Source organism: Enterobacter sp. 4974935, assembly GCF_058661735.1.
Window position 1 is genome coordinate 133,453 of sequence record NZ_JBZWGT010000003.1, and the last position, 21,229, is coordinate 154,681.

The 21,229-nt window shown below is 56.2% G+C and carries 18 protein-coding genes; 5 read left to right on the forward strand and 13 right to left on the reverse strand.

The window, feature by feature from the left end; all coding sequences use genetic code 11:
* Positions 1-28 precede the first annotated feature (28 nt).
* The 3 genes from gntT to gntX all read right to left on the reverse strand — a co-directional run bounded on the left by gntT (position 29) and on the right by gntX (position 2,968).
* Positions 29-1,345, reverse strand: coding sequence for a gluconate transporter (gene gntT / locus AC4OVS_RS01715; protein WP_023298788.1), 1,317 nt, complete (start codon positions 1,343-1,345; stop codon positions 29-31).
* 305 nt (positions 1,346-1,650) lie between these two features.
* Complete coding sequence (gene nfuA, locus AC4OVS_RS01720) at positions 1,651-2,226, reverse strand: Fe-S biogenesis protein NfuA (protein WP_003861601.1); 576 nt, start codon at positions 2,224-2,226, stop codon at positions 1,651-1,653.
* Positions 2,227-2,287: 61 nt separating this feature from the next.
* A complete protein-coding gene (gene gntX / locus AC4OVS_RS01725) occupies positions 2,288-2,968 on the reverse strand; it encodes a DNA utilization protein GntX (protein WP_023298787.1) in 681 nt (226 codons plus the stop codon).
* Between the two features lie 36 nt (positions 2,969-3,004).
* Here gntX and bioH point away from each other — a divergent pair, with 36 nt between their 5' ends.
* Positions 3,005-3,787 carry a pimeloyl-ACP methyl ester esterase BioH gene (gene bioH / locus AC4OVS_RS01730; protein WP_491922143.1) on the forward strand — a complete coding sequence of 261 codons (783 nt, stop codon included), beginning with the start codon at positions 3,005-3,007 and terminating at the stop codon, positions 3,785-3,787.
* On the opposite strand, the gene feoC is transcribed toward bioH, so the two are convergent.
* The 5 genes from feoC to greB form a co-directional block, all read right to left on the reverse strand.
* A complete protein-coding gene (gene feoC / locus AC4OVS_RS01735) occupies positions 3,762-3,998 on the reverse strand; it encodes a [Fe-S]-dependent transcriptional repressor FeoC (protein WP_015571443.1) in 237 nt (78 codons plus the stop codon). The two genes, bioH and feoC, sit on opposite strands and share 26 nt — an antisense overlap.
* An 11-nt stretch (positions 3,999-4,009) precedes the next feature.
* Positions 4,010-6,328, reverse strand: coding sequence for a Fe(2+) transporter permease subunit FeoB (gene feoB, locus AC4OVS_RS01740; protein ID WP_491922144.1), 2,319 nt, complete (start codon positions 6,326-6,328; stop codon positions 4,010-4,012).
* A gap of 30 nt (positions 6,329-6,358) precedes the next feature.
* On the reverse strand, positions 6,359-6,586 hold the full coding sequence (gene feoA / locus AC4OVS_RS01745; protein WP_022649633.1) for a ferrous iron transporter A: 228 nt from the start codon (positions 6,584-6,586) through the stop codon (positions 6,359-6,361).
* Positions 6,587-6,922: 336 nt separating this feature from the next.
* Positions 6,923-9,253 (reverse strand): Tex family protein, encoded by a 2,331-nt coding sequence (locus AC4OVS_RS01750; protein WP_022649632.1) that lies wholly within the window; start codon positions 9,251-9,253, stop codon positions 6,923-6,925.
* An 87-nt stretch (positions 9,254-9,340) separates the two neighbouring features.
* Positions 9,341-9,814, reverse strand: a complete 474-nt coding sequence (gene greB / locus AC4OVS_RS01755) for a transcription elongation factor GreB (RefSeq protein WP_491922145.1) — start codon at positions 9,812-9,814, stop codon at positions 9,341-9,343.
* A gap of 228 nt (positions 9,815-10,042) precedes the next feature.
* On the opposite strand from greB, the gene ompR reads away from it, so the two are divergent.
* The gene (ompR, locus tag AC4OVS_RS01760) at positions 10,043-10,762 is read left to right on the forward strand and encodes an osmolarity response regulator transcription factor OmpR (RefSeq protein WP_001157751.1); all 720 of its coding nucleotides are present in this window, start codon (positions 10,043-10,045) and stop codon (positions 10,760-10,762) included.
* Positions 10,759-12,105 (forward strand): two-component system sensor histidine kinase EnvZ, encoded by a 1,347-nt coding sequence (envZ, locus tag AC4OVS_RS01765; protein WP_491922146.1) that lies wholly within the window; start codon positions 10,759-10,761, stop codon positions 12,103-12,105. The genes ompR and envZ overlap by 4 nt, the downstream gene beginning before the upstream one ends.
* 93 nt (positions 12,106-12,198) lie before the next feature.
* On the opposite strand, the gene pckA is transcribed toward envZ, so the two are convergent.
* Entirely contained in the window at positions 12,199-13,815 is a 1,617-nt protein-coding gene (gene pckA / locus AC4OVS_RS01770) for a phosphoenolpyruvate carboxykinase (ATP) (protein ID WP_046620356.1), read from the reverse strand.
* Between the two features lie 376 nt (positions 13,816-14,191).
* Between pckA and AC4OVS_RS01775 the strand changes: the two genes are divergently transcribed.
* On the forward strand, positions 14,192-15,949 hold the full coding sequence (locus AC4OVS_RS01775; protein WP_058645891.1) for a DUF4153 domain-containing protein: 1,758 nt from the start codon (positions 14,192-14,194) through the stop codon (positions 15,947-15,949).
* Between the two features lie 122 nt (positions 15,950-16,071).
* Here the strand turns inward: AC4OVS_RS01775 and hslO are convergent, their stop codons facing one another.
* The 4 genes from hslO to AC4OVS_RS01795 all read right to left on the reverse strand — a co-directional run bounded on the left by hslO (position 16,072) and on the right by AC4OVS_RS01795 (position 20,259).
* Positions 16,072-16,956 carry an Hsp33 family molecular chaperone HslO gene (gene hslO / locus AC4OVS_RS01780; RefSeq protein ID WP_006812239.1) on the reverse strand — a complete coding sequence of 295 codons (885 nt, stop codon included), beginning with the start codon at positions 16,954-16,956 and terminating at the stop codon, positions 16,072-16,074.
* A gap of 18 nt (positions 16,957-16,974) precedes the next feature.
* Positions 16,975-17,376, reverse strand: coding sequence for a ribosome-associated heat shock protein Hsp15 (gene hslR, locus AC4OVS_RS01785; RefSeq protein ID WP_003861618.1), 402 nt, complete (start codon positions 17,374-17,376; stop codon positions 16,975-16,977).
* A complete protein-coding gene (yrfG, locus tag AC4OVS_RS01790; RefSeq protein WP_003861619.1) occupies positions 17,373-18,056 on the reverse strand; it encodes a GMP/IMP nucleotidase in 684 nt (227 codons plus the stop codon). The genes hslR and yrfG overlap by 4 nt, the downstream gene beginning before the upstream one ends.
* 64 nt (positions 18,057-18,120) lie before the next feature.
* Positions 18,121-20,259 (reverse strand): intracellular growth attenuator family protein, encoded by a 2,139-nt coding sequence (locus tag AC4OVS_RS01795; RefSeq protein ID WP_169440809.1) that lies wholly within the window; start codon positions 20,257-20,259, stop codon positions 18,121-18,123.
* A gap of 327 nt (positions 20,260-20,586) precedes the next feature.
* Here AC4OVS_RS01795 and nudE point away from each other — a divergent pair, with 327 nt between their 5' ends.
* Positions 20,587-21,147, forward strand: coding sequence for an ADP compounds hydrolase NudE (gene nudE, locus AC4OVS_RS01800; protein WP_003861622.1), 561 nt, complete (start codon positions 20,587-20,589; stop codon positions 21,145-21,147).
* The last annotated feature ends 82 nt before the right edge of the window (positions 21,148-21,229 follow it).

Here is a 21,229-nt window from a genome sequence, read left to right on the forward strand (position 1 = left end):
AGGCGTAGCCGCCTCCCGACTCATGGCATTAAATCACCATATTCAACAGCAGCACCCCGACCAGACCGCACACCGAAATAATGGTTTCCAGCGCGGACCAGGACTTGATGGTTTCACCGATGGTCAGGTTGAAGTACTCCTTGAACAGCCAGAAGCCCGGATCGTTCACGTGGGAGAAAATCACGCTGCCCGAACCGACCGCGATAACCATCAGCTCAGGGCTTACGCCCGTGGTCGCAATCAGCGGCGCAACGATACCACCCGCGGTAATCGCCGCAACGGTTGCAGAGCCCAGCGCGATACGCAGCACCGCGGCAATAGACCATGCCATCAGGAGCGGCGATACGTTGGTTTCATGCATCATGGCAGCAATGTATTTATCCACGCCGCTGTCGACCAGCACCTGCTTAAACGCGCCGCCACCGCCGATGATCAGCAGCATCATAGCAATGATTTTGATGGAAGAGGTCAGCGTGTCGTTGATCTGATCCATGGAACGACCACGGTTAAGACCGAAGGTGAACATGGCGATCAGGACCGCAATCAGCGTTGCCATCACCGGGTCGCCCAGGAACTCCGCAACGGACAGGAACGCGTGACCTTTCGGCAGAACCATCTCTGCTACGGCACGCATTGCCATCAGGATCACCGGCACCAGAGAGGTCCAGACGCTGACGCCAAAGCCAGGCATCTCTGCATCTGTGAAGGTTTTGGCGCTGTACAGGCCTTCCGGGATGGGCTTATCAATGCCTTTCAGGAAGCGCGCATAAACAGGACCGGCCAGGATAACCGTTGGGATCGCCAGAATCGTACCGAACAGCAGGGTTTTACCCATGTCGGCGTGGAAGATGGTGGCGATAGCCGTTGGACCCGGATGCGGCGGCAGGAAGCCGTGGGTGACGGACAGCGCCGCAGCCATCGGTACGCCTACGAACAGCAGCGGGATGTTGGCGGCAGCGGCGATGGTGAACACCAGCGGCAGCATCAGGACGAAGCCCACTTCATAGAACAGTGCGAAACCGACGGTAAAACCGGTTAACACCACCGCCCACTGGATGTGCTGCTTGCCAAATTTATCGATAAGGGTAGTGGCAATACGCTGCGCGCCACCGCAGTCCGCGAGCATTTTACCGAGCATGGCGCCGAAGCCCATGATCAGCGCCAGGCTGCCGAGCGTACCGCCGACACCGGCTTTAATAGAGCTGATAACTTTAACCAGCGGCATTCCCTGCATCAGACCGACTGCAAGTGCCACCAGAACCAGAGCGATAAATCCGTTCATTTTGAAGCGGATCATCAAGAGCAGTAATAACACAACACCGATAGCGACGATGACTAATGGCATGATTGACCTGGCCTTTGAATTGTTATGGGTAACGTCATTGTTTCAACGACAAATTCCGGTTGTCCCAACTGGGAACAGAGTATTAACGGCACTCATACTGATGCCTGCGAAAACGATAAGTTTAGTCGGCTGTTATAAGGGTGTTGAGTGCCCATGGGAATGATACGGGTAACATGACGTGATTGAGAATCACCCAGGGAGGCAAAATTTGAATTATGAGACGCAGGTCAACATATAGAGGGGGAGGCAAGAAAAAGCAGGCCCGGTAAGCGCAGCGCCACCGGGCAATACAGACGGGCACTGAATTAGTAGTAAGAGTGCTCGCCGCGCTGGTGTTCGGTCAGATCGCGCACGCCTTTCAGTTCCGGGAATTCGTTCAGCAGCTGCTTCTCGATCCCTTCTTTCAGGGTTACATCGACCATGGAGCAGCCGTTACAGCCGCCGCCGAATTGCAGGATCGCCAGACCATCTTCGGTGATTTCCATCAGGGAAACACGTCCACCGTGCCCGGCCAGCTGCGGGTTGATCTGCGATTGCAGCAGATATTCCACACGCTCCATCAGCGGGGCATCGTCAGAGACTTTACGCATCTTCGCGTTTGGCGCCTTCAGCGTCAGCTGAGAACCCAGCTGGTCGGTGACGAAATCAATCTCCGCATCTTCAAGATACGGCGCGCTCAGCTCATCAACGTATGCGGTGAGCTGTTCAAATTTAAGGGCAGTGTCAGTTGCTTCCACAGCATCCGGAGGACAATAAGAGACACCACATTCTGCATTCGGAGTGCCTGGATTGATCACAAACACGCGGATCTGCGTCCCTTCTTCCTGATTTGCCAGCAGTTTGGCAAAGTGCGCTTGTGCAGAATCGGAAATACGGATCATAGCTTTGGCCTAATAGTTGACTAAATTACCTGGGTATAATCATACGCCCATTGAAGAAGGGCTACAAGGTACGGCACAGACACCATACCTGAACTGACGCGGCGCCGCTTTGCAAAAGCAGTCGGGAAAGTTCAGCCACGGTACTGCCCGTGGTGACGACATCATCCACAATCGCGATATGGAGACCGTTGACCGGCAATTCAAGGCGAAAGGCGTTTTTCAGGTTTCTTTTGCGCGACCGGGCGTTGAGCCGGTGCTGAACGGCAGTGGCATGAATACGTTTCAGCGCAGAGGCGGGGTACCGGCAACCCAGCCAGCGGGCGAGCGGACGGCACAGCAGGTCGCTCTGATTGTATCCCCGCCGCCAGTGCCGACGCTGAAAGAGTGGCACGTTCACGAGCGTGTCGACCGACGGTAGCCCACGCGTTCTTCGCGCCTGCAATACCGCCAGTAATAACAGGCGTGCCAGTGGCTGCGCCAGCGCGAACTGGCTGGAAAACTTAAACTGATGAACCAGACGACTCAGCGGCAAAACGTAATCATCCACCGCCACCAGCGCGCTCCACGGCGGCGCTTTTTTCAGGCATCGACCACAGGGGAGCGTCTGGCTTACGGCAGGCAAGCCGCATTGCGGACAGCCCTTCAGGTAACCCAGCGCTCCCGTGCAAACGGAACAGACGCCCCACGCGCTCAGCGCAAGTGGCATTCGGCATAGCCAGCACAAGCCCGGCACTGTTAGCATACGCAACCTCCATGTGAAAAAAGAGAACGTTAACTGATGAAGACGCTGTGGTGGCAGACCGTTGGAACGGGAAATTGTCATCTTGTGCTGCTGCACGGATGGGGACTGAACGCCGAAGTGTGGCGTTGCATAAGTGAGGAACTGGCCTCGCAATTTTCGGTACACCTGGTGGATCTGCCGGGGTATGGCCGTAGCCACGGCTACGGCGCGATGACGCTCGAGGACATGGCGGAGCAGGTTCTGGAAGCGGCGCCGCAAAAAGCCGTCTGGCTCGGCTGGAGCCTGGGCGGGCTGGTGGCAAGCCAGATTGCGCTGCGCCATCCTGAGCGGGTGCAGGCGCTGATCACCGTTGCCTCATCACCCTGTTTCAGCGCCCGCGAGGCGTGGCCGGGCATCAAACCCGAGGTGCTGGCCGGGTTCCAGCACCAGTTGAGCGAAGATTTCCAGCGGACGGTGGAGCGTTTCCTTGCGTTGCAGACGATGGGAACAGAAACCGCCCGTCAGGACGCGCGAATGCTGAAGCAGACGGTGCTTTCCCTGCCGATGCCGGAGGTTGAGGTGCTGAACGGTGGACTGGAGATCCTGAAAACGGCCGATCTGCGTGAGCCGCTGGCGTCACTGACGGTGCCGCATCTGCGTATTTATGGCTATCTGGATGGGCTGGTCCCGCGCAAGGTGGTTCCGCTGCTGGATGCGCTGTGGCTGGAGAGTGAATCAATGGTGGTTGCCAAAGCGGCACATGCGCCGTTCATCTCTCATCCTGCTGAGTTTTGTTCGGTGCTGACCGGTTTTATCAGCGAAGCGTCCACCACTCCCTGAGGCAGGCTTTACCTTCCGGACAACTTTTACAACTGCCGGACAGACAACTGTCCGGCTCTTCCTGAATGCGCACGGCTTTCCCCATCGCCTCCAGCCTTTCCAGCATGGCATCGATCATCGGCTGCGGCGTATGCAGGCTGAGGCTGAGCTGCTTCGCCTCCATTCGTCCCTGTAACGCCAGTAGGTCACGGACCTGAATCAACGATGCCATCTTTTTTCCCCTCAGTGACAGTCGCCCGCAGGGCTACTACAGCAGGTCGTTGGGGTTTTGCGCGTTGCCAGCAGGTTAACGTCAACGCGGCTACGCGCCCGGCGCAGCAGGCCAATCACCATCACGTTAAACAGGATCACCGCGAGGATACAGACCAGGCTGTAGCGCGGATGCTGGCTGTAATTGACGGCCTGATAAAACACGGTCGCCAGCGAGTAGGCAATGTTCAGCCCCCACAGAATGGAGAAGCCCATCCATCCGCGGCTGGACTCACGGGCAATGGCGCCCATGACCGAGATGCACGGAATATAGAGCAGGACGAAGATCAGGTAGCTGTAGGCCGCCGACGCGCTGCCAAATTTCTGGCCCATCACGCTCATTGCTCCGGTCGCCATTACGCCGTCGCCTTTGCTGGCTTCAATCGGGTTCGCCAGCACGCTCAGGCTGAAGGTGTCTTTCAGGCTCTGCCAGGTCTCTTCTACTGCACCCAGAAGTTCGTCACCGAGGCTGAACTCAGCCGGGTTGAACTCCTCTTCCTGGATGTTTTCCGCGGTGTAGAGCGTGTTCAGGGTGCCGACAACCACCTCTTTTGCCATCGCGCCAGTGAACAGGCCCACGGTTGCCTGCCAGTTGTCTTCCTGTACGCCAATCGGTTTGAAGACCGGCGTAATGATCCGGCTGACGGAGGCAAGGGCAGAGTCATTAATGTTGTCCGCTGCCTGGCCGCTCAGGGTGAAGCTGTTCAGGGCGCTCAGGAAAATGCTGACCACTACAATCACCTTACCGGCGCGCAGAACAAAGCCCTTCAGGCGCTGCCAGGTTTGAATAATCAGGCTTTTCAGATGCGGAACGTGATAAACCGGCAGTTCCATCACGAACGGCGACGCTTCGCCACGCATGATGGTGTGCTTCAGCATCAGGCCGGTGAGAATAGCCATCACGATACCCAGCACATACAGGGAGAAGACGGCCAGCGCCCCTTCCTGACCAAAGAACGCCGCGGCAAAGACCGCGAAGATCGCCAGACGTGCGCCGCAGGACATGAACGGCGCCATCATGATGGTCATCAGGCGTTCGCGCGGTGCGTCCAGCGTACGCGCGCCCATGACTGACGGCACGTTACAGCCAAAACCGACAATCAGCGGCACGAAGGATTTCCCCGGCAGCCCCAGCGCCTGCATCAGGCGGTCCATCACGAAGGCGGCGCGTGCCATGTAACCGGAATCCTCAAGGAAGGAGAGGAACAGGTACATCATGCCGATCTGCGGTACCAGCGGCAGGACGGTGTTGATCCCGCCGCCGATCCCCTGCGCAAGGAAGATGGTCAACCATTCCGGGAAGTGGAGGGTGTAGCCCAGCCACTGAATACCGTGCACGAAGATAGCGACAGAGCCGCCATCAAAGATGGGTTGTAATGCACCGCCGATGTTTATAGCGAGCAGGAACATTACGTACATCACCAGTAAAAAGATTGGCAAACCGAGGAAGCGGTTGAGCACAATCTTATCCACGGCGGCGGTGAAGCGGCTGGGTTCAGCGGTTAATGCATTGCTGACCACGTCACAGATAGCGGCGATGGCCTGATAGCGCGCATCCGCAATATGCAGGGCCGGGTCGTCGAGCTCGTCGCTCAGGCGAGCCTGTGCAACGCTCAGTTTATCCGCCGCATCGCCTGCGTAGGCGCGGCTGTAGATATCGCCTTCCAGCATTTGCAGGCCAAGCCACAGGCGCTGTCTGGCGGGCATGGTGTTGTCCATCTCCTGCGCCAGCTGCCCGGCCTCGCGCAGCAGCGGCTGGGCGTAGTGCACCAGTTCGACGTCGGCATTGCCCGTGTGGCGGTCAATTGCCAGCTTCAGGGCGTCAATGCCGCGCGCGCGGGTAGAAACCAGCGGAACCACCGGGCAGCCCAGACGGGCGGAGAGGGCGTCGACGTCGATGCGCAGCTTTTGCTTCTCGGCGATGTCGAGCATGTTAAGCGCTACGATGCAGGGGATCCCCAGCTCCAGCAGCTGTAGCGTGAGGTACAGATTTCGTTCGAGATTGGAGGCATCCACCACATTGATGAGCAGATCCGCGTCGCCGCTCAGAATATAGTGGCAGGCAATTTGCTCATCGAGAGAGGTCTGAGATGAAATTGTGGTGAGTGAATAGGTCCCCGGTAAATCAACCAGCGTGACCTGATTATCTGTCGTGGTGAACTGGCCTTCTTTGCGTTCAACCGTTACGCCTGCCCAATTTCCCACACGCTGGCGTGCGCCGGTTAACTGATTAAATAAGGTTGTCTTGCCGGAATTAGGATTGCCAATTAAGCCAATAGTTAATTTTTTCATTGTTTTAGACTCACTGAAACCGCTGGCTTGTTAACGGGATAAAGATTCAACTTCAATTAATGCGAGGTCTTTTTTACGCAGAACCAGATTAACGCGTCGGGTTTCGATATGAACAGGATCGCCCAACGGCGCCACGCGCACCACCTGGAATGATGAGCCGGGTAGCATGCCCAGTGACAGTAGCTTCTGCCGATAGGCCGGGCTTATCTCACGGGTAAAACCGATAATTTTCCACGCACTTTCTGGAGTGAATTGCATAGCGCCTGATTCCACGAGAGGTTAAATAATCAACACTGCGATGATAATGAGAATAGTTTTTATCAGCAATAATAAAAATGTGACGGGATGTTGTTAATCGTATTAATTTGCGGTCTGCTTGACCTTGCTCAATATTTGCGGGAATACCCGGGAAGGAATAAAAAGCGTATTTGTTAATGGAGTGATAAATAGCGGTTTAAATATGGATATGCAATCGGTTTCATATTTTACGATATAATTTTTCCCCTCACCCCGGCCCTCTCCCCAAAAGGGCGAGGGTGTTCAAGTTCCCTCTCCCCTTTGGGGAGAGGGTTAGGGTGAGGGGCATTTACAGGATTAGCGTTTCTTACCCATCGCCGCTGCCAGAGCATCCATCATCGCGCTGTTGCCTGCTGGCTGTGCGTCACGTCCGCGTGGCTTCGCGGCTTTCGCTGCCGGACGCTGCTGTTCACGGCCACCGCCATTACCGCCACGGCGCGCGTTAGTGTCGCCCGGCTGCTCGTCCAGACGCATGGTCAGGGCGATACGCTTACGCTGAAGATCCACTTCCAGCACTTTCACCTTCACGATGTCGCCCGCTTTGACCACGGTGTGCGGATCTTCAACGAACTTGTCGGCGAGGGAAGAGATATGCACCAGACCGTCCTGATGCACGCCGATATCCACAAACGCGCCAAAGTTGGTGACGTTGGTTACCGCCCCTTCCAGCACCATGCCCGGCAGCAGGTCGTTCATGGTTTCCACGCCGTCAGCAAAGGTCGCGGTTTTAAACTCAGGACGCGGATCGCGGCCCGGTTTTTCCAGCTCTTTGATGATGTCAGTGACCGTCGGCACGCCGAACTGTTCGTCGGTAAAATCCACCGCTTTCAGGTTACGCAGCGCGCTGCTGTCGCCCATCAGGTCTTTCAGCGCCTGCTGGGTGGCGGCCAGGATACGCTCGACAACCGGATAGGCTTCCGGGTGAACGGTAGAGGCATCCAGCGGGTTATCGCCGTGGTTGATGCGCAGGAAGCCCGCGCACTGCTCAAAAGCTTTTGGCCCCAGACGGCTCACCTTCAGCAGCTGCTGGCGGTTCTGGAACTGACCGTTCTCATCACGCCAGGCGACGATATTCTGCGCCATCATACGGGTCAGGCCTGCTACGCGGGTCAGCAGCGGAACGGAAGCGGTGTTCAGGTCCACGCCGACGGCGTTAACGCAGTCTTCCACCACCGCATCCAGCTTGCGCGCCAGTTGCGTCTGGCTCACGTCGTGCTGATACTGGCCCACGCCGATGGATTTCGGGTCAATTTTCACCAGCTCCGCCAGCGGATCCTGCAAACGACGGGCGATAGAGACCGCACCGCGCAGGGAAACGTCCAGTTCCGGGAACTCCTGCGCTGCCAGCTCAGAGGCGGAATAGACAGATGCCCCCGCTTCGCTGACGATCACTTTCTGCGCCGTCACTTTCGGGAACTGCTTCTGCACGTCGAGATAGAAACGTTCGGTTTCGCGGGACGCCGTACCGTTACCGATGGCAACCAGCTCAACGTTGTACTTTTCGCACAGCGCGGCGACCACGACAGCCGCTTTCGCTGCCTGACCGGTGTGCGGGTAAATGGTGTCGGTGGCAACCAGCTTGCCGGTGCCGTCAACCACGGCCACCTTCACGCCGGTGCGCAGACCCGGATCGAGACCCATGGTGGCGCGCAGGCCAGCCGGCGCAGCCATCAGCAGGTCGTGCAGGTTACGGGCGAAGACGTTGATCGCTTCGTCTTCGGCGCGCTCGCGCACGGTGCCCATCAGCTCGGTTTCGAGGTGCATGAGCACCTTGATGCGCCAGGTCCAGCTCACCACGCCTTTTCGCCAGCTGTCCGCCGGGGCGTTGTTCAGGCGCAGGCCCAGATGGTCGATTATGATCTGCTCACAGTGACTCTCTTTAGGCGGCTCGTCAAACTGCGGATCGGCATTCAGGGAGAGCTGCAGCACGCCTTCGTTACGACCGCGGAACATCGCCAGCGCGCGGTGAGACGGCGCGGTAGAAATGGGTTCGTGGTGATCGAAGTAGTCGCGGAATTTCGCGCCTTCGTCCTCTTTGCCGGACACCACGGTGGAGACGATATGGGCGTTCTTCCACAGGTAATCACGCACTTTGGCCAGCAGTGCCGCGTCTTCGGCGAAGCGCTCCATCAGAATGTAGCGAGCGCCGTCCAGCGCGGCTTTGGTGTCCGCTACGCCTTTTTCGGCGTCGATAAATCTGGCGGCTTCGGTTTCCGGATCGTGAGACGGCTCGTTCCACAGCAGGTCGGCCAGCGGCTCAAGGCCGGCTTCGATCGCAATTTGCCCGCGCGTGCGGCGCTTCGGTTTGTACGGCAGATAGAGATCTTCAAGTTCGGTTTTGCTCAGGGTACCGTTAATGGCTTTTTCCAGGTCACTGGTCAGCTTGCCCTGCTCGCCGATAGATTTGAGGATCGCCTGACGTCGGTCTTCCAGCTCGCGCAGATAGCCCAGACGGGTCTCAAGGTTACGCAGCTGCGTGTCATCCAGACCGCCGGTGACTTCCTTACGATAACGTGCAATAAACGGCACGGTGTTCCCTTCATCAAGCAGACGAACGGCAGCTTCTACCTGTTCGGCTCTGGCCTGAATATCACCCGCAATAATGCGGCAGAGCGACTCTTTCATCATGGTCAGTTCATCTTGTGGATCGAAAATCAGGGGGATAGTTATACGGGCTGACACCAAAAAATGCCAGCCGGGGAGGGCGCTCTCGGACTATTTAACATACTCGATTTCGTTGACGTACCAGCTTGCTTCACCCGCGGGCGTCTGGACAACGGCTAAATCGCCCACCTCTTTTTTCAGCAGGGCGCGGGCCATGGGTGAATCGATAGAAATGTAATCCTTACGACCGAAAATTTCATCATAGCCAACGATACGAAAATGCAGGGTGTCGCCGTTGTCGTTTTCAATTTCGACCCACGCGCCGAAAAACACTTTACCTTCCTGCTGCGGGGAGTAATCGACAATTTTGAGATTCTCGAGGCATTTCGTCAGGTAGCGTACCCGGCGATCGATTTCGCGCAGTCGCTTTTTATTGTACTGATAGTCCGCATTCTCGCTGCGGTCGCCCAGACTTGCGGCCCAGGTGACTTTTTTGGTCACTTCCGGACGCTCTTCGCGCCACAGGTAATCCATCTCTTTTTTGAGTTTCTCGTACCCTTCGCGGGTGATCAGAGGCGTTTTCATGGTGCTGCCTTTAATGCCGGTTAACTGTCTTTGCGCACAATACGTAGCGCACAGTGTAACAGACAAGATTAATAATGATTTATGTGATGAAATGAACAGATAAGCTGCTGTTAAATATGCTTTGTAACAATTTCGTCTAGAATTTATACCAGAATTTGCTGGTCGAACCCGTGCACTTTTTTAGAATACGCTGTTCCAGGCTTATCCGAACCTTTGGGAGTACACACAATGCAAGAGAACTACAAAATTCTGGTCGTAGATGACGACATGCGCCTGCGTGCGCTGCTGGAACGTTATCTGACCGAGCAGGGCTTCCAGGTTCGTAGCGTCGCGAACGCGGAACAGATGGATCGTCTGCTGACGCGTGAATCCTTCCACCTGATGGTGTTGGACCTGATGCTGCCTGGCGAAGATGGGCTCTCTATTTGCCGTCGTCTGCGTAGCCAGAGCAACCCGATGCCAATCATCATGGTGACGGCGAAGGGTGAAGAAGTTGACCGTATCGTCGGCCTTGAGATTGGCGCTGATGACTACATTCCTAAGCCGTTCAACCCGCGTGAACTGCTGGCGCGTATTCGCGCCGTGCTGCGTCGTCAGGCGAACGAGCTGCCGGGCGCGCCGTCTCAGGAAGAGGCCGTCATTGCATTCGGTAAGTTCAAGCTGAACCTCGGCACCCGTGAAATGTTCCGTGAAGATGAGCCAATGCCGCTCACCAGCGGCGAGTTTGCGGTACTGAAAGCGCTGGTCAGCCACCCGCGTGAACCGCTTTCACGTGACAAGCTGATGAACCTGGCGCGCGGCCGTGAATACTCCGCAATGGAACGTTCTATCGACGTGCAGATCTCTCGTCTGCGCCGCATGGTGGAAGAAGATCCGGCGCATCCTCGTTATATTCAGACCGTGTGGGGTCTGGGCTACGTGTTTGTCCCGGACGGCTCTAAAGCATGAGGCGAATGCGCTTCTCGCCGCGAAGTTCGTTTGCCCGCACGCTGTTATTGATCGTCACCCTGCTGTTTGTCAGCCTGGTGACGACCTACCTGGTGGTGCTGAACTTTGCGATCCTGCCGAGCCTTCAGCAGTTTAATAAGGTGCTGGCATACGAAGTGCGTATGCTGATGACCGACAAACTGCAACTGGAGGACGGCACGCAGTTGGTTGTTCCCCCGGCATTCCGTCGGGAAATCTACCGTGAGTTGGGCATTTCTCTCTATTCGAACGAAGCGGCGGAAGATGCCGGCCTGCGCTGGGCGCAGCACTATGAATTCCTTAGCCATCAGATGGCGCAGCAGCTTGGCGGCCCGACGGAAGTGCGCGTTGAGGTCAATAAAAGCTCGCCGGTTGTCTGGCTGAAAACCTGGCTGTCACCCAACATCTGGGTGCGTGTTCCGCTCACCGAGATTCATCAGGGCGACTTCTCACCGCTGTTCCGATACACCCTGGCGATCATGCTGCTGGCTATCGGCGGCGCATGGCTGTTTATTCGTATCCAGAACCGACCGCTGGTCGACCTGGAGCATGCGGCATTGCAGGTTGGTAAAGGTATTATCCCACCGCCGCTGCGCGAGTATGGCGCATCGGAAGTGCGCTCGGTAACGCGTGCTTTTAACCACATGGCGGCAGGCGTTAAACAGCTGGCTGACGACCGTACGCTGCTGATGGCGGGGGTTAGCCATGACCTTCGCACCCCGCTGACACGTATCCGGCTGGCAACAGAGATGATGGGCGAGCAGGATGGTTATCTTGCAGAGTCCATCAACAAGGATATCGAAGAGTGTAACGCCATCATCGAGCAGTTTATCGACTACCTGCGCACCGGGCAGGAGATGCCGATGGAGATGGCGGATCTGAACGCGGTTCTGGGCGAAGTTGTTGCCGCCGAAAGCGGTTATGAACGTGAAATTGCGACCGACCTTCAGGCGGACGAGATTCAGGTACGTATGCACCCGCTCTCCATCAAACGCGCGGTGGCGAATATGGTGGTCAACGCGGCGCGCTACGGCAACGGTTGGATCAAAGTCAGCAGCGGTACGGAACTCAACCGCGCCTGGTTCCAGGTGGAAGACGATGGCCCGGGCATCAAGCCTGAGCAGCGTAAGCACCTGTTCCAGCCGTTTGTGCGCGGCGACAGCGCGCGCAGCACCAGCGGAACCGGCTTAGGCCTGGCGATTGTGCAGCGTATTGTTGATAACCATAACGGACTGCTGGAAATTGGCACCAGCGAACGGGGTGGTTTGAGCATTCGCGCATGGTTACCGGTGCCGGTTTTACGGGGGCAGGTGAAAGAGAGTTAAAAAAGGGTGGGGCCTGATGCCCTCACCCCGGCCCTCTCCCACGGGGAGAGGGAGAAAACATTAAAAAAGGCAACTTTCGTTGCCTTTTTGCTTTTACCTTGGTCCCGCACTCACCAGCGCAGCACCCGCCGGGGTGTCGGTATACTTCTCAAAGTTTTCGATAAACAGTTTCGCCAGCGATTCTGCCTTCTCACGCCACTGTTCCGGTGAACCATAGGTGTTACGCGGATCGAGGATACGCGTATCCACGCCAGGCAGCTCTGTTGGGATCGCCAGATTGAACATCGGCAGCGTAAAGGTCTCGGCGTTATCCAATGAACCATCCAGAATCGCGTCGATGATGGCGCGTGTATCTTTGATGGAGATACGTTTGCCCGTCCCGTTCCAGCCGGTGTTCACCAGGTACGCCTGTGCGCCGGATGCCTGCATGCGTTTCACCAGCACTTCCGCGTACTGCGTTGGGTGCAGCGACAGGAACGCCGCGCCGAAGCAGGCAGAGAAGGTTGGGGTTGGCTCGGTCACACCGCGCTCGGTACCCGCCAGCTTAGCGGTAAAGCCGGAGAGGAAATGGTACTGCGTCTGGCTGGCGGTCAGGCGGGAAACTGGCGGCAACACGCCGAACGCGTCTGCGGTCAGGAAAATCACCTTCGTGGCGTGGCCCGCCTTCGACACCGGCTTCACGATGTTGTCGATGTGGTAAATCGGGTAAGAGACGCGGGTGTTTTCGGTTTTGGACGCATCGTCGAAGTCGACAGAGCCATCGGCACGCACGGTGACGTTTTCCAGCAGCGCATCGCGGCGAATCGCGTGGTAGATATCCGGCTCTGCCTCTTCAGACAGGCGAATGGTTTTCGCGTAGCAGCCGCCTTCAAAGTTAAACACACCGTCGTCGTCCCAGCCGTGCTCGTCGTCGCCAATCAGACGACGTTTTGGATCGGTGGACAGAGTCGTTTTACCGGTGCCGGAAAGGCCGAAGAACACCGCCACGTCACCTTTTTCACCGACGTTCGCCGAGCAGTGCATGGAGGCGATACCGCGCAGCGGCAGCAGGTAGTTCATGACCGAGAACATCCCTTTCTTCATTTCGCCGCCGTACCAGGTACCGCCGATCAGCTGGATACGCTCGGTCAGGTTGAAGGCGATGAAGTTTTCGGAGTTCAGACCCTGTTCTTTCCACTGCGGGTTGGTGCATTTCGCGCCGTTCATCACGATAAAGTCAGGGGTGAAGTTTTGCAGTTCTTCATCGGTCGGACGAATGAACATGTTCTTCACGAAATGCGCCTGCCAGGCCACTTCAGTGATAAACCGAACGGAGAGACGGGTGTCGGCGTTAGCGCCGCAGAAAGCATCGACGATGAACAGACGCTTGCCGGAAAGCTGATGGGTGACGAGCCCTTTCAGATGCTGCCAGGTTTCAGGAGAGAGCGGTTTGTTATCGTTCTTCCCTTTGCCTTTATCGGCCCACCACAGCGTATCGCGGGTGGTATCATCTCGGACGATGTATTTATCTTTCGGCGAACGGCCGGTAAAAATACCGGTATCGACGGCGATAGCACCAAGATTCGTCAACACACCTCGCTCGTACCCTTCCAGTGCCGGATTGAGCTCTTCCTGATACAGCGTATCGTAATCGGGGTTGTAGACCACTTCCTGGACGTCGTGAATACCATAAGCCTTGAGATCTTGCGGGGTTAAACCATTAACACGCATATCACTGCTCCTTAGCCAATATGTACTGCCTGAAATTGTAGGGTTTTTCTGGGGATGTTAACCGCGACGGGGCTCATAGATTTACGTATCTGGTCAAAACCCTTACTAACGGAAAACGCTGCGACTCCAGTCACAGGGCGGGCAGATTATCGCAGGAATCGCTTTTTGGTTGGGGAAAATGTTCTTAAAAGGTTAATCTCTGGTGAATTTATCCAGAAGAATGTGAATGTAATCGCATACATGAAAGAAAATTACGTAAGAGTTACATTGGGAAAACGATTCAGGTCTCTTGGGTCAGCTATTTTCAGAGTTTGAGGTGGGGGCCAGACTTTTGCCTTGATGAGACAATAGATTTTTCATGAACAAGGGATGAGAAATGGAAAACCGTGAGACGTTATCTCCTTCAACGCGCGTAGCCGTCGTGCTGGCGGGGGCTCTACAGGGCGTAATTTGCTATGTAATTACGTGGTATATCGAGTACGCAAAATTGCCATCGGATACGCTGTGGCTGATGTGTGTAGTACCTGCCACCGTGGTAATGACAACCACGTTGTCTCTTGCCATGACGTCATTCAGAAAGCCATTTTTGTGGCTGTCACTCGGGATGATCGGCGCGGCAGTCGCGGGTATGGGCGGCTGGCTTAAGTGGAGCGTTGCAGGACTCGAAAGCTGGAATCTCAGAGATGAGATGCTCGTTTTCGGCTTTCATCTGCTGCTGATGACGCTGTTCGTGTTGCCATGGCTTCAGCGGCGTCTGGATCCCGTCCCGACTACCTCGTTCTACAGCGACTTTTATCAACGAAACTGGCATAACGCGCTGACACTGCTCATTATTTTTGTTTCGAATGGTCTCTTCTGGCTGGTGCTTTTCCTCTGGGCCGAGCTTTTCGAACTTATCGGCATCGGCTTTTTTGATCGGCTTTTCTTTCATTCTGACGGGTTTATTTCAGTGGCGATTGGCGTGGTTTCAGCCAGTGCGGCCGTGCTCACGCGCATGCAGGTAAGGTTAATCCTTGCCCTGCAAAATCTGCTGACCCTCATCGCCACCGGTCTGCTTCCCCTGATGGCGGCGCTGGCGCTGCTCTTTATTGGCGCGTTGCCTTTTGTCGGCTTTGAATCCATTTCAGCCAGAATATCCGCCGCGGGCTTGCTGACCACCTTAGCGCTGCTGCTGTTATTCCTGGTGACGATAGTGTGGCATCCACAGCGTCAAACGCTGCCTTACTATGCCCCGTTGCGAGGGATGATTCGCCTTGCTGTGGCTATCGTACCCGCGTATCCGGTTCTGGCGGGGTGGGCGCTGTGGCTACGCATTTCGCAATACGGCTGGTCACCCGAGCGTCTGTACGGGGTATTGATAACCATCGTGGCGCTGGTCTGGGCGGTCGGTTTTTGCGCCAGCGTTCTGATTCAGCGCCGTGAGCCGCAGAAGATCCATGCGTACGTCATCCCGACGACCGGGCTGCTTTCCCTCATCTTCCTGGCGTTGATCCATACCCCCGTGCTGGATCCGTGGCGAATAAGCGTTGCAAGCCATATGGCCCGCTATCAGGACGGCAGAATAACTGCGGATCAAGTCAGCCTGTATATGCTCAGTAACGCTGGACGAAAGGGGCGGGAGGCGATGCTCACGCTGCAAAACGATCCGCAGTTTATCTCTAACCCAAAACGCCAGCGTGAAATAAATGGTCTTCTCTCCAGGAACGCTGGCGGAGCAGGTAAGATGACCGCCGCGATGCTGGAAAAACAGGTCCAGCTCGCACCGGGAATGGCTCGTCCTGATAAGACATTGTGGCAAGCCATGCTCAGCAATCAGTATCGCTTTGAGAGCTGCGATAGCGCCCAGAGTAACTGTTTACTCATGCCGCTGGATCTTAACGGCGACGGCAAGCCTGAGGCCGTGCTATTTCAATTTACCGATCGCACGATCGTGGCTTACACACAAACCAACACGGGCTGGAGGATCGCCGGGGACGCGTGGAAAATGCCGGAGGCATTGACCAGAGAAGAACTTGACCGCGCATTAAGGCAGAGGAAAGTGAAATCTGTCGTGAAGCCCTGGGCGGATATTGAGATTTTTGGGGAGCGTGTCGATATGAGCTACGACAGTTACAATAATGCGCGGCGGCGTTAGTGCTCTTGCTTGCCGGGTGGCGCTACGCTTACCCGGCCTACAATTAGCAATCATATCAAAAAATTGCACAATTCATTGTAGGCCCGTGCGAGCATAGCGCCGCCGGGCAACAGGCTCAGAGCTTAGTGAACCTGCGGATCCGCCGGAGAGGCGTTATTGCGGATCTCCGCGATATCCATCGAATTGAACACGTAGTGCGTACCACAGTAGTCACAGTGCATATCGATTTCACCGTCTTCCGCCATGATGCTGTCGATCTCTTCATCCGGCAGCGTTTTCAGGGCGCCAGCACAACGCTCGCGGGAGCAGGTGCACTTAAATTCCACCGCCTGCGGATCGTAAACCGTCACTTCTTCTTCGTGGTAGAGACGCCACAGCACGTCGGTCGCCGACAGGGTGAACAGCTCTTCCGCTTTGATGGTTTCCGTCAGCGTTGCCAGATGCTCGAAATCATTGGTCTGCGCATCCTGCGCGGGCAGAACCTGAAGCAGCATACCACCGGCAGCAGGCTGACCATCCACTTCACCGGTGCGGATGAACAGACGGGTTGGCAGCTGTTCGGAACGCATGAAGTAATCTTCCAGGCAGGCGGCAAGCGTATCGCCTTCCAGACCGACAACGCCCTGATAGCGCTCACCTTCTTCAGGCGAGATCGTGATAACCAGGTAGCCGTTACCGACCAGCGTTTTCAGATCCGCATTTTCAGGGATATCGCCCTGAACGCGCGCCACGCCGCGCATCTGCTGCTGGTTATTGCCGTTGATCACCGCCAGTGACATTGGGCCATCGCCCTGCAACTGGACGGTAATATCGCCAGCGAACTTCAGCGTGGCGGTCAGCAGGCTGGTGGCAACCAGCAGTTCGCCCAACAGGGTTTTTACCGGCAGCGGGTAGTTGTGGTTTTCCAGAATCTGTTTCCAGGTTTCGGATACGGTGACCAGCTCGCCGCGCACGGCGAATTGTTCAAACAGATAGCGGTGTAATTGGTCGTGTTGGGCCATTTTCATCTCTCATGCAGGTGAGGGTTACTCGCTCTCACCGTGTTTAAATTTCATCAGATCGCGGCGCTCTTTTTTATCCGGTCGCCGGTCCGGGTGAGGCATCGTCAGCGCGTTCATTTTGCGCGCCAGCGCGGTTTTCTCGCGCTTCTCTATGCTTTCGGCCGTCTCTTCATACAGCAAAACGGCTTCGGTTGCGGGCCGCCGCTGTTCGGTAATGGCTTTCACCACCACCGTTTTCTCATCGTTGCCCTGGCGAAGCGTTAACGTGGCATTCAGTTCAACCAGCTTGCTCGGTTTGCTGCGCTGACCGTTGTAATGCACCTTTCCGCCGTCAACCATTTCTCGGGCAAGGGCGCGCGTTTTGTAAAAACGGGCGGCCCACAGCCATTTATCCAGTCTTACCCCATCAGAGGGTTTTTCTTTCATGGCGTCTCCTTCACGGTGAGTGAGGGGATCATCCGGCGATAGTCGTTCAGCCCCGGATGTCGCAGATAGCTTTTTTCAGCCAGGCCGGAATCAGGATTGGTCACGCCCAGACAATAGCGAATGCCAAATGCGGCCGCAGAATCCAGAATCGGCTCGCTGTCGTCAATGAACAGCGTGCGTTCCGGCTGTAAACCGGTCTCTTCCACCACGGCATGCCACAACCGCTGATCCTCTTTCGGATAACCAAATGTGTGGGTGGAAAGCAATAAATCAAGGTGCGAAGCAAGACCGGTATGTTCCAGCTTCACGGCCAGGTTATGGGGATGCGCATTTGTCAGCAAAATACGGCGCTTACCGCAGGCTTTCAGCGCGTCCAGGAACGGGACCGTATCTTCGCGCAGTACGGCGCGTGCGCCCTGGGCGGTGGTCATGGCGCAAATATCCAGACCGAGTCGCTCGCTCCAGTAGTCAAGACAGTACCAGTTTAGCGTATGCTGCACCGCGCTATATTGCGAACGAATGAATTCCTGCGCTTCCGCCGGGGAGATCCCCTGCTGTTCACCGTACGTTTCCGGAACCAGCTTTTGCCAGAAATAGTTATCAAAGGCGAGATCAAGCAGCGTGCCGTCCATATCAAGCAGGACGGTATCGACCGCCTGCCAGTCGATATTAAGATGCATAAGGGGGAACTCCAGCCAGAAGAAACGTGCGCGACAGGGTAGCACAACTTGTCGCGCAGGGACGTTATCCGATCAGGCTCTCAGAAGAGGAGATCAGTTTCGGGTTTAGGCAATTTTCGTAGTAGGCCTGGATTTCTGCCAGTCGCGTGCGGGAGCGCTGATAGCGGCGTACGGCCTGATAACCGTTCCAGACAATACACGCCAGCATCGCAATCAGCAGCAGGGATGTCCCTACATAGCGCCACAGGCCAGCGCTATCCGGCATACGGTGCAGGCCAATATGACGCGTGCCGTTGGCGTCGGTAAAGAGGGTAGTGACGATCCCTTCCGCGCTGAATGGCGTCTGCATCAGCATCTGCGCCAGACGCTGGAATTCGCTCCACTGCTCCTGGGCTGGATAGTCATACAGCGAAACCTGCGGATAGGGTTGATCCACCAGGTCGCTGCCTTCATCGCTGGCAATCACAAAACCGCCAGGCGCCGGGCTGTTAAGCGCCTGGGCGGCACGGGTGGTTTCACGCATCACGAAGGGGGCGGTAGAGGTCGCCACCAGGTTATCCAGCGACTCGGCGCTGACCGGACGCAGAAGCACATTCACACCATCGAGGCGTCCCGCTTCGGCGCGTTTCACCAGCGCGTCCCAGTCTTTGCTGTTGCCGAGGTTGACCAGCGCGTTCTTCAGCCGGATACAGTCATCCTGAGCTGAGCAGAGATCTTCTGTTTTCAGGACGATTTCGCCAAAGTCATCCAGCAGCACCATGCCGGACTTCTGAATGGCCGAACGCAGGGCAGGGCTGACGCGAGAATCATCATCCGGTTTTGGATGGAGCTGGCGATTAATCGTCTGGGTGAGCGCGGCAGCCTTATTGACCACATCCGATTCCGGAAGCGGCAGCGGAGAGGCGTCATTCCAGATGATCTGAGAGCAGTCGAACGGCGCGAACGGCGAGTTCTGGCGCGTGTTCCAGGCGCCCGGTGAGTGGATATTACACATCCCGGTGCCTTTCAGCCGCAACGTATCCCCCACGCGTACACCCGCTTCTTCGAGCTGCTGTACGCTGGTGGCTTCCACGGTTTGCGCCCCTTTGATCCATGACAGGGTAAATTTAATCGGCATATCCAGCGGCACGAAAAGCAGCAGCATGAGGAAGATTAACGCGGCGCCACCGGCAATCACCGCGCTGCGAAGCCAGTGCTGAAGCGGGAAGTTTTTTACTTCGTCGTGCAGGGATAAGTAACGTCCCTGGCGTACAACGTGGCGGTCGAGATAGATATCAATATCCGTTTTGTGGCCCAGGTCCTGCGCAATCCACGGCTGCCAGTGGCGCGGATAGATAAGATCGATGATCCCGAGCGAGATATTGTTGATATGTTCCTGATCGTTTTCGCCGAACAGTCCCCAGCGTTTTGGGGTTCCGCGCAGGCAGTGAATTTCGCGTAATGACGTTTTTGCCGGCGGGGCAAATATGCCCCACAGCCCGGCGGCCAGAAGCAGTACTGCGCCGCCCGCGAGCCACGGAACAAACACGTCCGGCGTCAGCAGGCAGATGAAAAAGAGCAGGAACGAGACGACAATCAGCACCGCTTCGCGAATGCCATCCGGGCGGCTCAGGACGTACTCTTCATGCGTTTCCTGGCGGATGTTGAGCAGTTCAATCTGCTCTGTCTCTTCACCACGAATAGAGGCCTGCGTTCCGCTTGCGCGTTCCAGCGCAAAGCGTGGCGCTTCCTGAACATATTCGCTCAGAGTATGACCATTAAGGGAGATAACCAGCGGCAGCGTATCGGTATGGATGAGCTCGACGCTGTTTTCGTCGTTGATATACTGCTCCCAGAAGGGAGGCAGGTGCACTTCAACAGAGTCGAGATAGTAACGCCATTTGTTGGGATCGTCGGTTGTGATGCCGTAGCGGGTAATAGAGCGCGTTACGCACAGAACGGTGTCGCTTTGGGCGTTAAGGTTGAGCGATACGGGGGCGGCGCTGGCGCCGGTAGGGCCAGGCGAAAGCCGGGATCGGTTCAGCGTGTCGAGATACTGCTCAACGGTGCTACGTTCCTCTGGCGAAAGCTTGCGCGTGTTTGCCCCGGCAAACGCGTTCAAAAAGGGCAGCCGATAACGGCGATGTACGCGGCGCCTGAATACCCACACCGCAATCGACGCGCAGGCCAGCACAGCAGCGAGAAAAATCAAAATGGTGCTCATGCTTTCCCCATCTTACTTATCTTCTTACAGGTGTTGTCAGTCGCACCTTTTGTACAATGAATGAGATTCTGTGGTCGGCTATCGGCAAGTATGGAGTCTAACTTGAGCATGTTGACGCGCATCCCAGTGACCGGTAATGATAACAAAGCCTGTTCCGGCGCGATATCAGCAAATTCCTGGAAACTTTTCAACCTCTTGACATTTGTTTTGAAATGAGAATTGCCTACAGTTACGTTGCATAAATGTAAATAAAGAGCAATTGACATTGCCGAAACCGTGCGGCGTATCGCACAATAAAGCCAGTTCACCCAGCAAAGACCCGTCAAGATGACCAAACCCTTACAAAAGCCCACCATTCTGAATGTTGAAACCGTCGCAAAATCGCGTCTGTTTAATGTTGAAAGCGTGGATCTGGAGTTCAGCAACGGTGTGCGTCGTGTTTATGAGCGTATGCGCCCCTCCTCGCGTGAAGCGGTGATGATAGTGCCTATCGTCGACGAGCACCTGATCCTCATTCGTGAATACGCTGTGGGCACAGAATCCTACGAGCTGGGCTTCTCCAAAGGACTGATCGATCCGGGCGAAACGGTGTTTGAAGCGGCAAACCGGGAGCTGAAAGAAGAGGTCGGCTTTGGCGCGAAAGAGCTGACGTTCCTGAAAAAGCTGAGCATGGCGCCGTCCTATTTCTCCAGCAAAATGAACATTGTTGTCGCGGAAGATCTCTATCCTGAATCGCTGGAAGGAGACGAGCCGGAACCGCTGCCGCAGGTTCGCTGGCCGCTGGCCCACCTGATGGATTTGCTGGAAGATCCTGACTTTAACGAGGCACGCAACGTGAGCGCACTGTTCCTGGTGCGGGAGTGGCTGAAGGGGCAGGGGCGTTTGTAGCGCCACCCGTAAAAACGGCAACCGATGGTTGCCGTTTTGCATTACGCTGTAGGCCGGGTCAGGCGTCGCCACCGCCCGGCTT

Excerpts from the sequence above, each read along its gene's own strand:
- gntX (WP_023298787.1), bottom strand. The coding sequence starts at position 2,968 with ATGCTAACAGTGCCGGGCTTGTGCTGGCTATGCCGAATGCCACTTGCG.
- AC4OVS_RS01775 (WP_058645891.1), top strand. The coding sequence starts at position 14,192 with ATGGAAAACCGTGAGACGTTATCTCCTTCAACGCGCGTAGCCGTCGTG.
- feoB (WP_491922144.1), bottom strand. The coding sequence starts at position 6,328 with ATGAAAAAATTAACTATTGGCTTAATTGGCAATCCTAATTCCGGCAAG.
- pckA (WP_046620356.1), bottom strand. The coding sequence starts at position 13,815 with ATGCGTGTTAATGGTTTAACCCCGCAAGATCTCAAGGCTTATGGTATT.
- gntT (WP_023298788.1), bottom strand. The coding sequence starts at position 1,345 with ATGCCATTAGTCATCGTCGCTATCGGTGTTGTGTTATTACTGCTCTTG.
- bioH (WP_491922143.1), top strand. The coding sequence starts at position 3,005 with ATGAAGACGCTGTGGTGGCAGACCGTTGGAACGGGAAATTGTCATCTT.
- feoC (WP_015571443.1), bottom strand. The coding sequence starts at position 3,998 with ATGGCATCGTTGATTCAGGTCCGTGACCTACTGGCGTTACAGGGACGA.
- nfuA (WP_003861601.1), bottom strand. The coding sequence starts at position 2,226 with ATGATCCGTATTTCCGATTCTGCACAAGCGCACTTTGCCAAACTGCTG.
- feoA (WP_022649633.1), bottom strand. The coding sequence starts at position 6,586 with ATGCAATTCACTCCAGAAAGTGCGTGGAAAATTATCGGTTTTACCCGT.
- yrfG (WP_003861619.1), bottom strand. The coding sequence starts at position 18,056 with ATGCATCTTAATATCGACTGGCAGGCGGTCGATACCGTCCTGCTTGAT.
- ompR (WP_001157751.1), top strand. The coding sequence starts at position 10,043 with ATGCAAGAGAACTACAAAATTCTGGTCGTAGATGACGACATGCGCCTG.
- hslO (WP_006812239.1), bottom strand. The coding sequence starts at position 16,956 with ATGAAAATGGCCCAACACGACCAATTACACCGCTATCTGTTTGAACAA.
- AC4OVS_RS01795 (WP_169440809.1), bottom strand. The coding sequence starts at position 20,259 with ATGAGCACCATTTTGATTTTTCTCGCTGCTGTGCTGGCCTGCGCGTCG.
- nudE (WP_003861622.1), top strand. The coding sequence starts at position 20,587 with ATGACCAAACCCTTACAAAAGCCCACCATTCTGAATGTTGAAACCGTC.
- AC4OVS_RS01750 (WP_022649632.1), bottom strand. The coding sequence starts at position 9,253 with ATGATGAAAGAGTCGCTCTGCCGCATTATTGCGGGTGATATTCAGGCC.
- hslR (WP_003861618.1), bottom strand. The coding sequence starts at position 17,376 with ATGAAAGAAAAACCCTCTGATGGGGTAAGACTGGATAAATGGCTGTGG.
- greB (WP_491922145.1), bottom strand. The coding sequence starts at position 9,814 with ATGAAAACGCCTCTGATCACCCGCGAAGGGTACGAGAAACTCAAAAAA.
- envZ (WP_491922146.1), top strand. The coding sequence starts at position 10,759 with ATGAGGCGAATGCGCTTCTCGCCGCGAAGTTCGTTTGCCCGCACGCTG.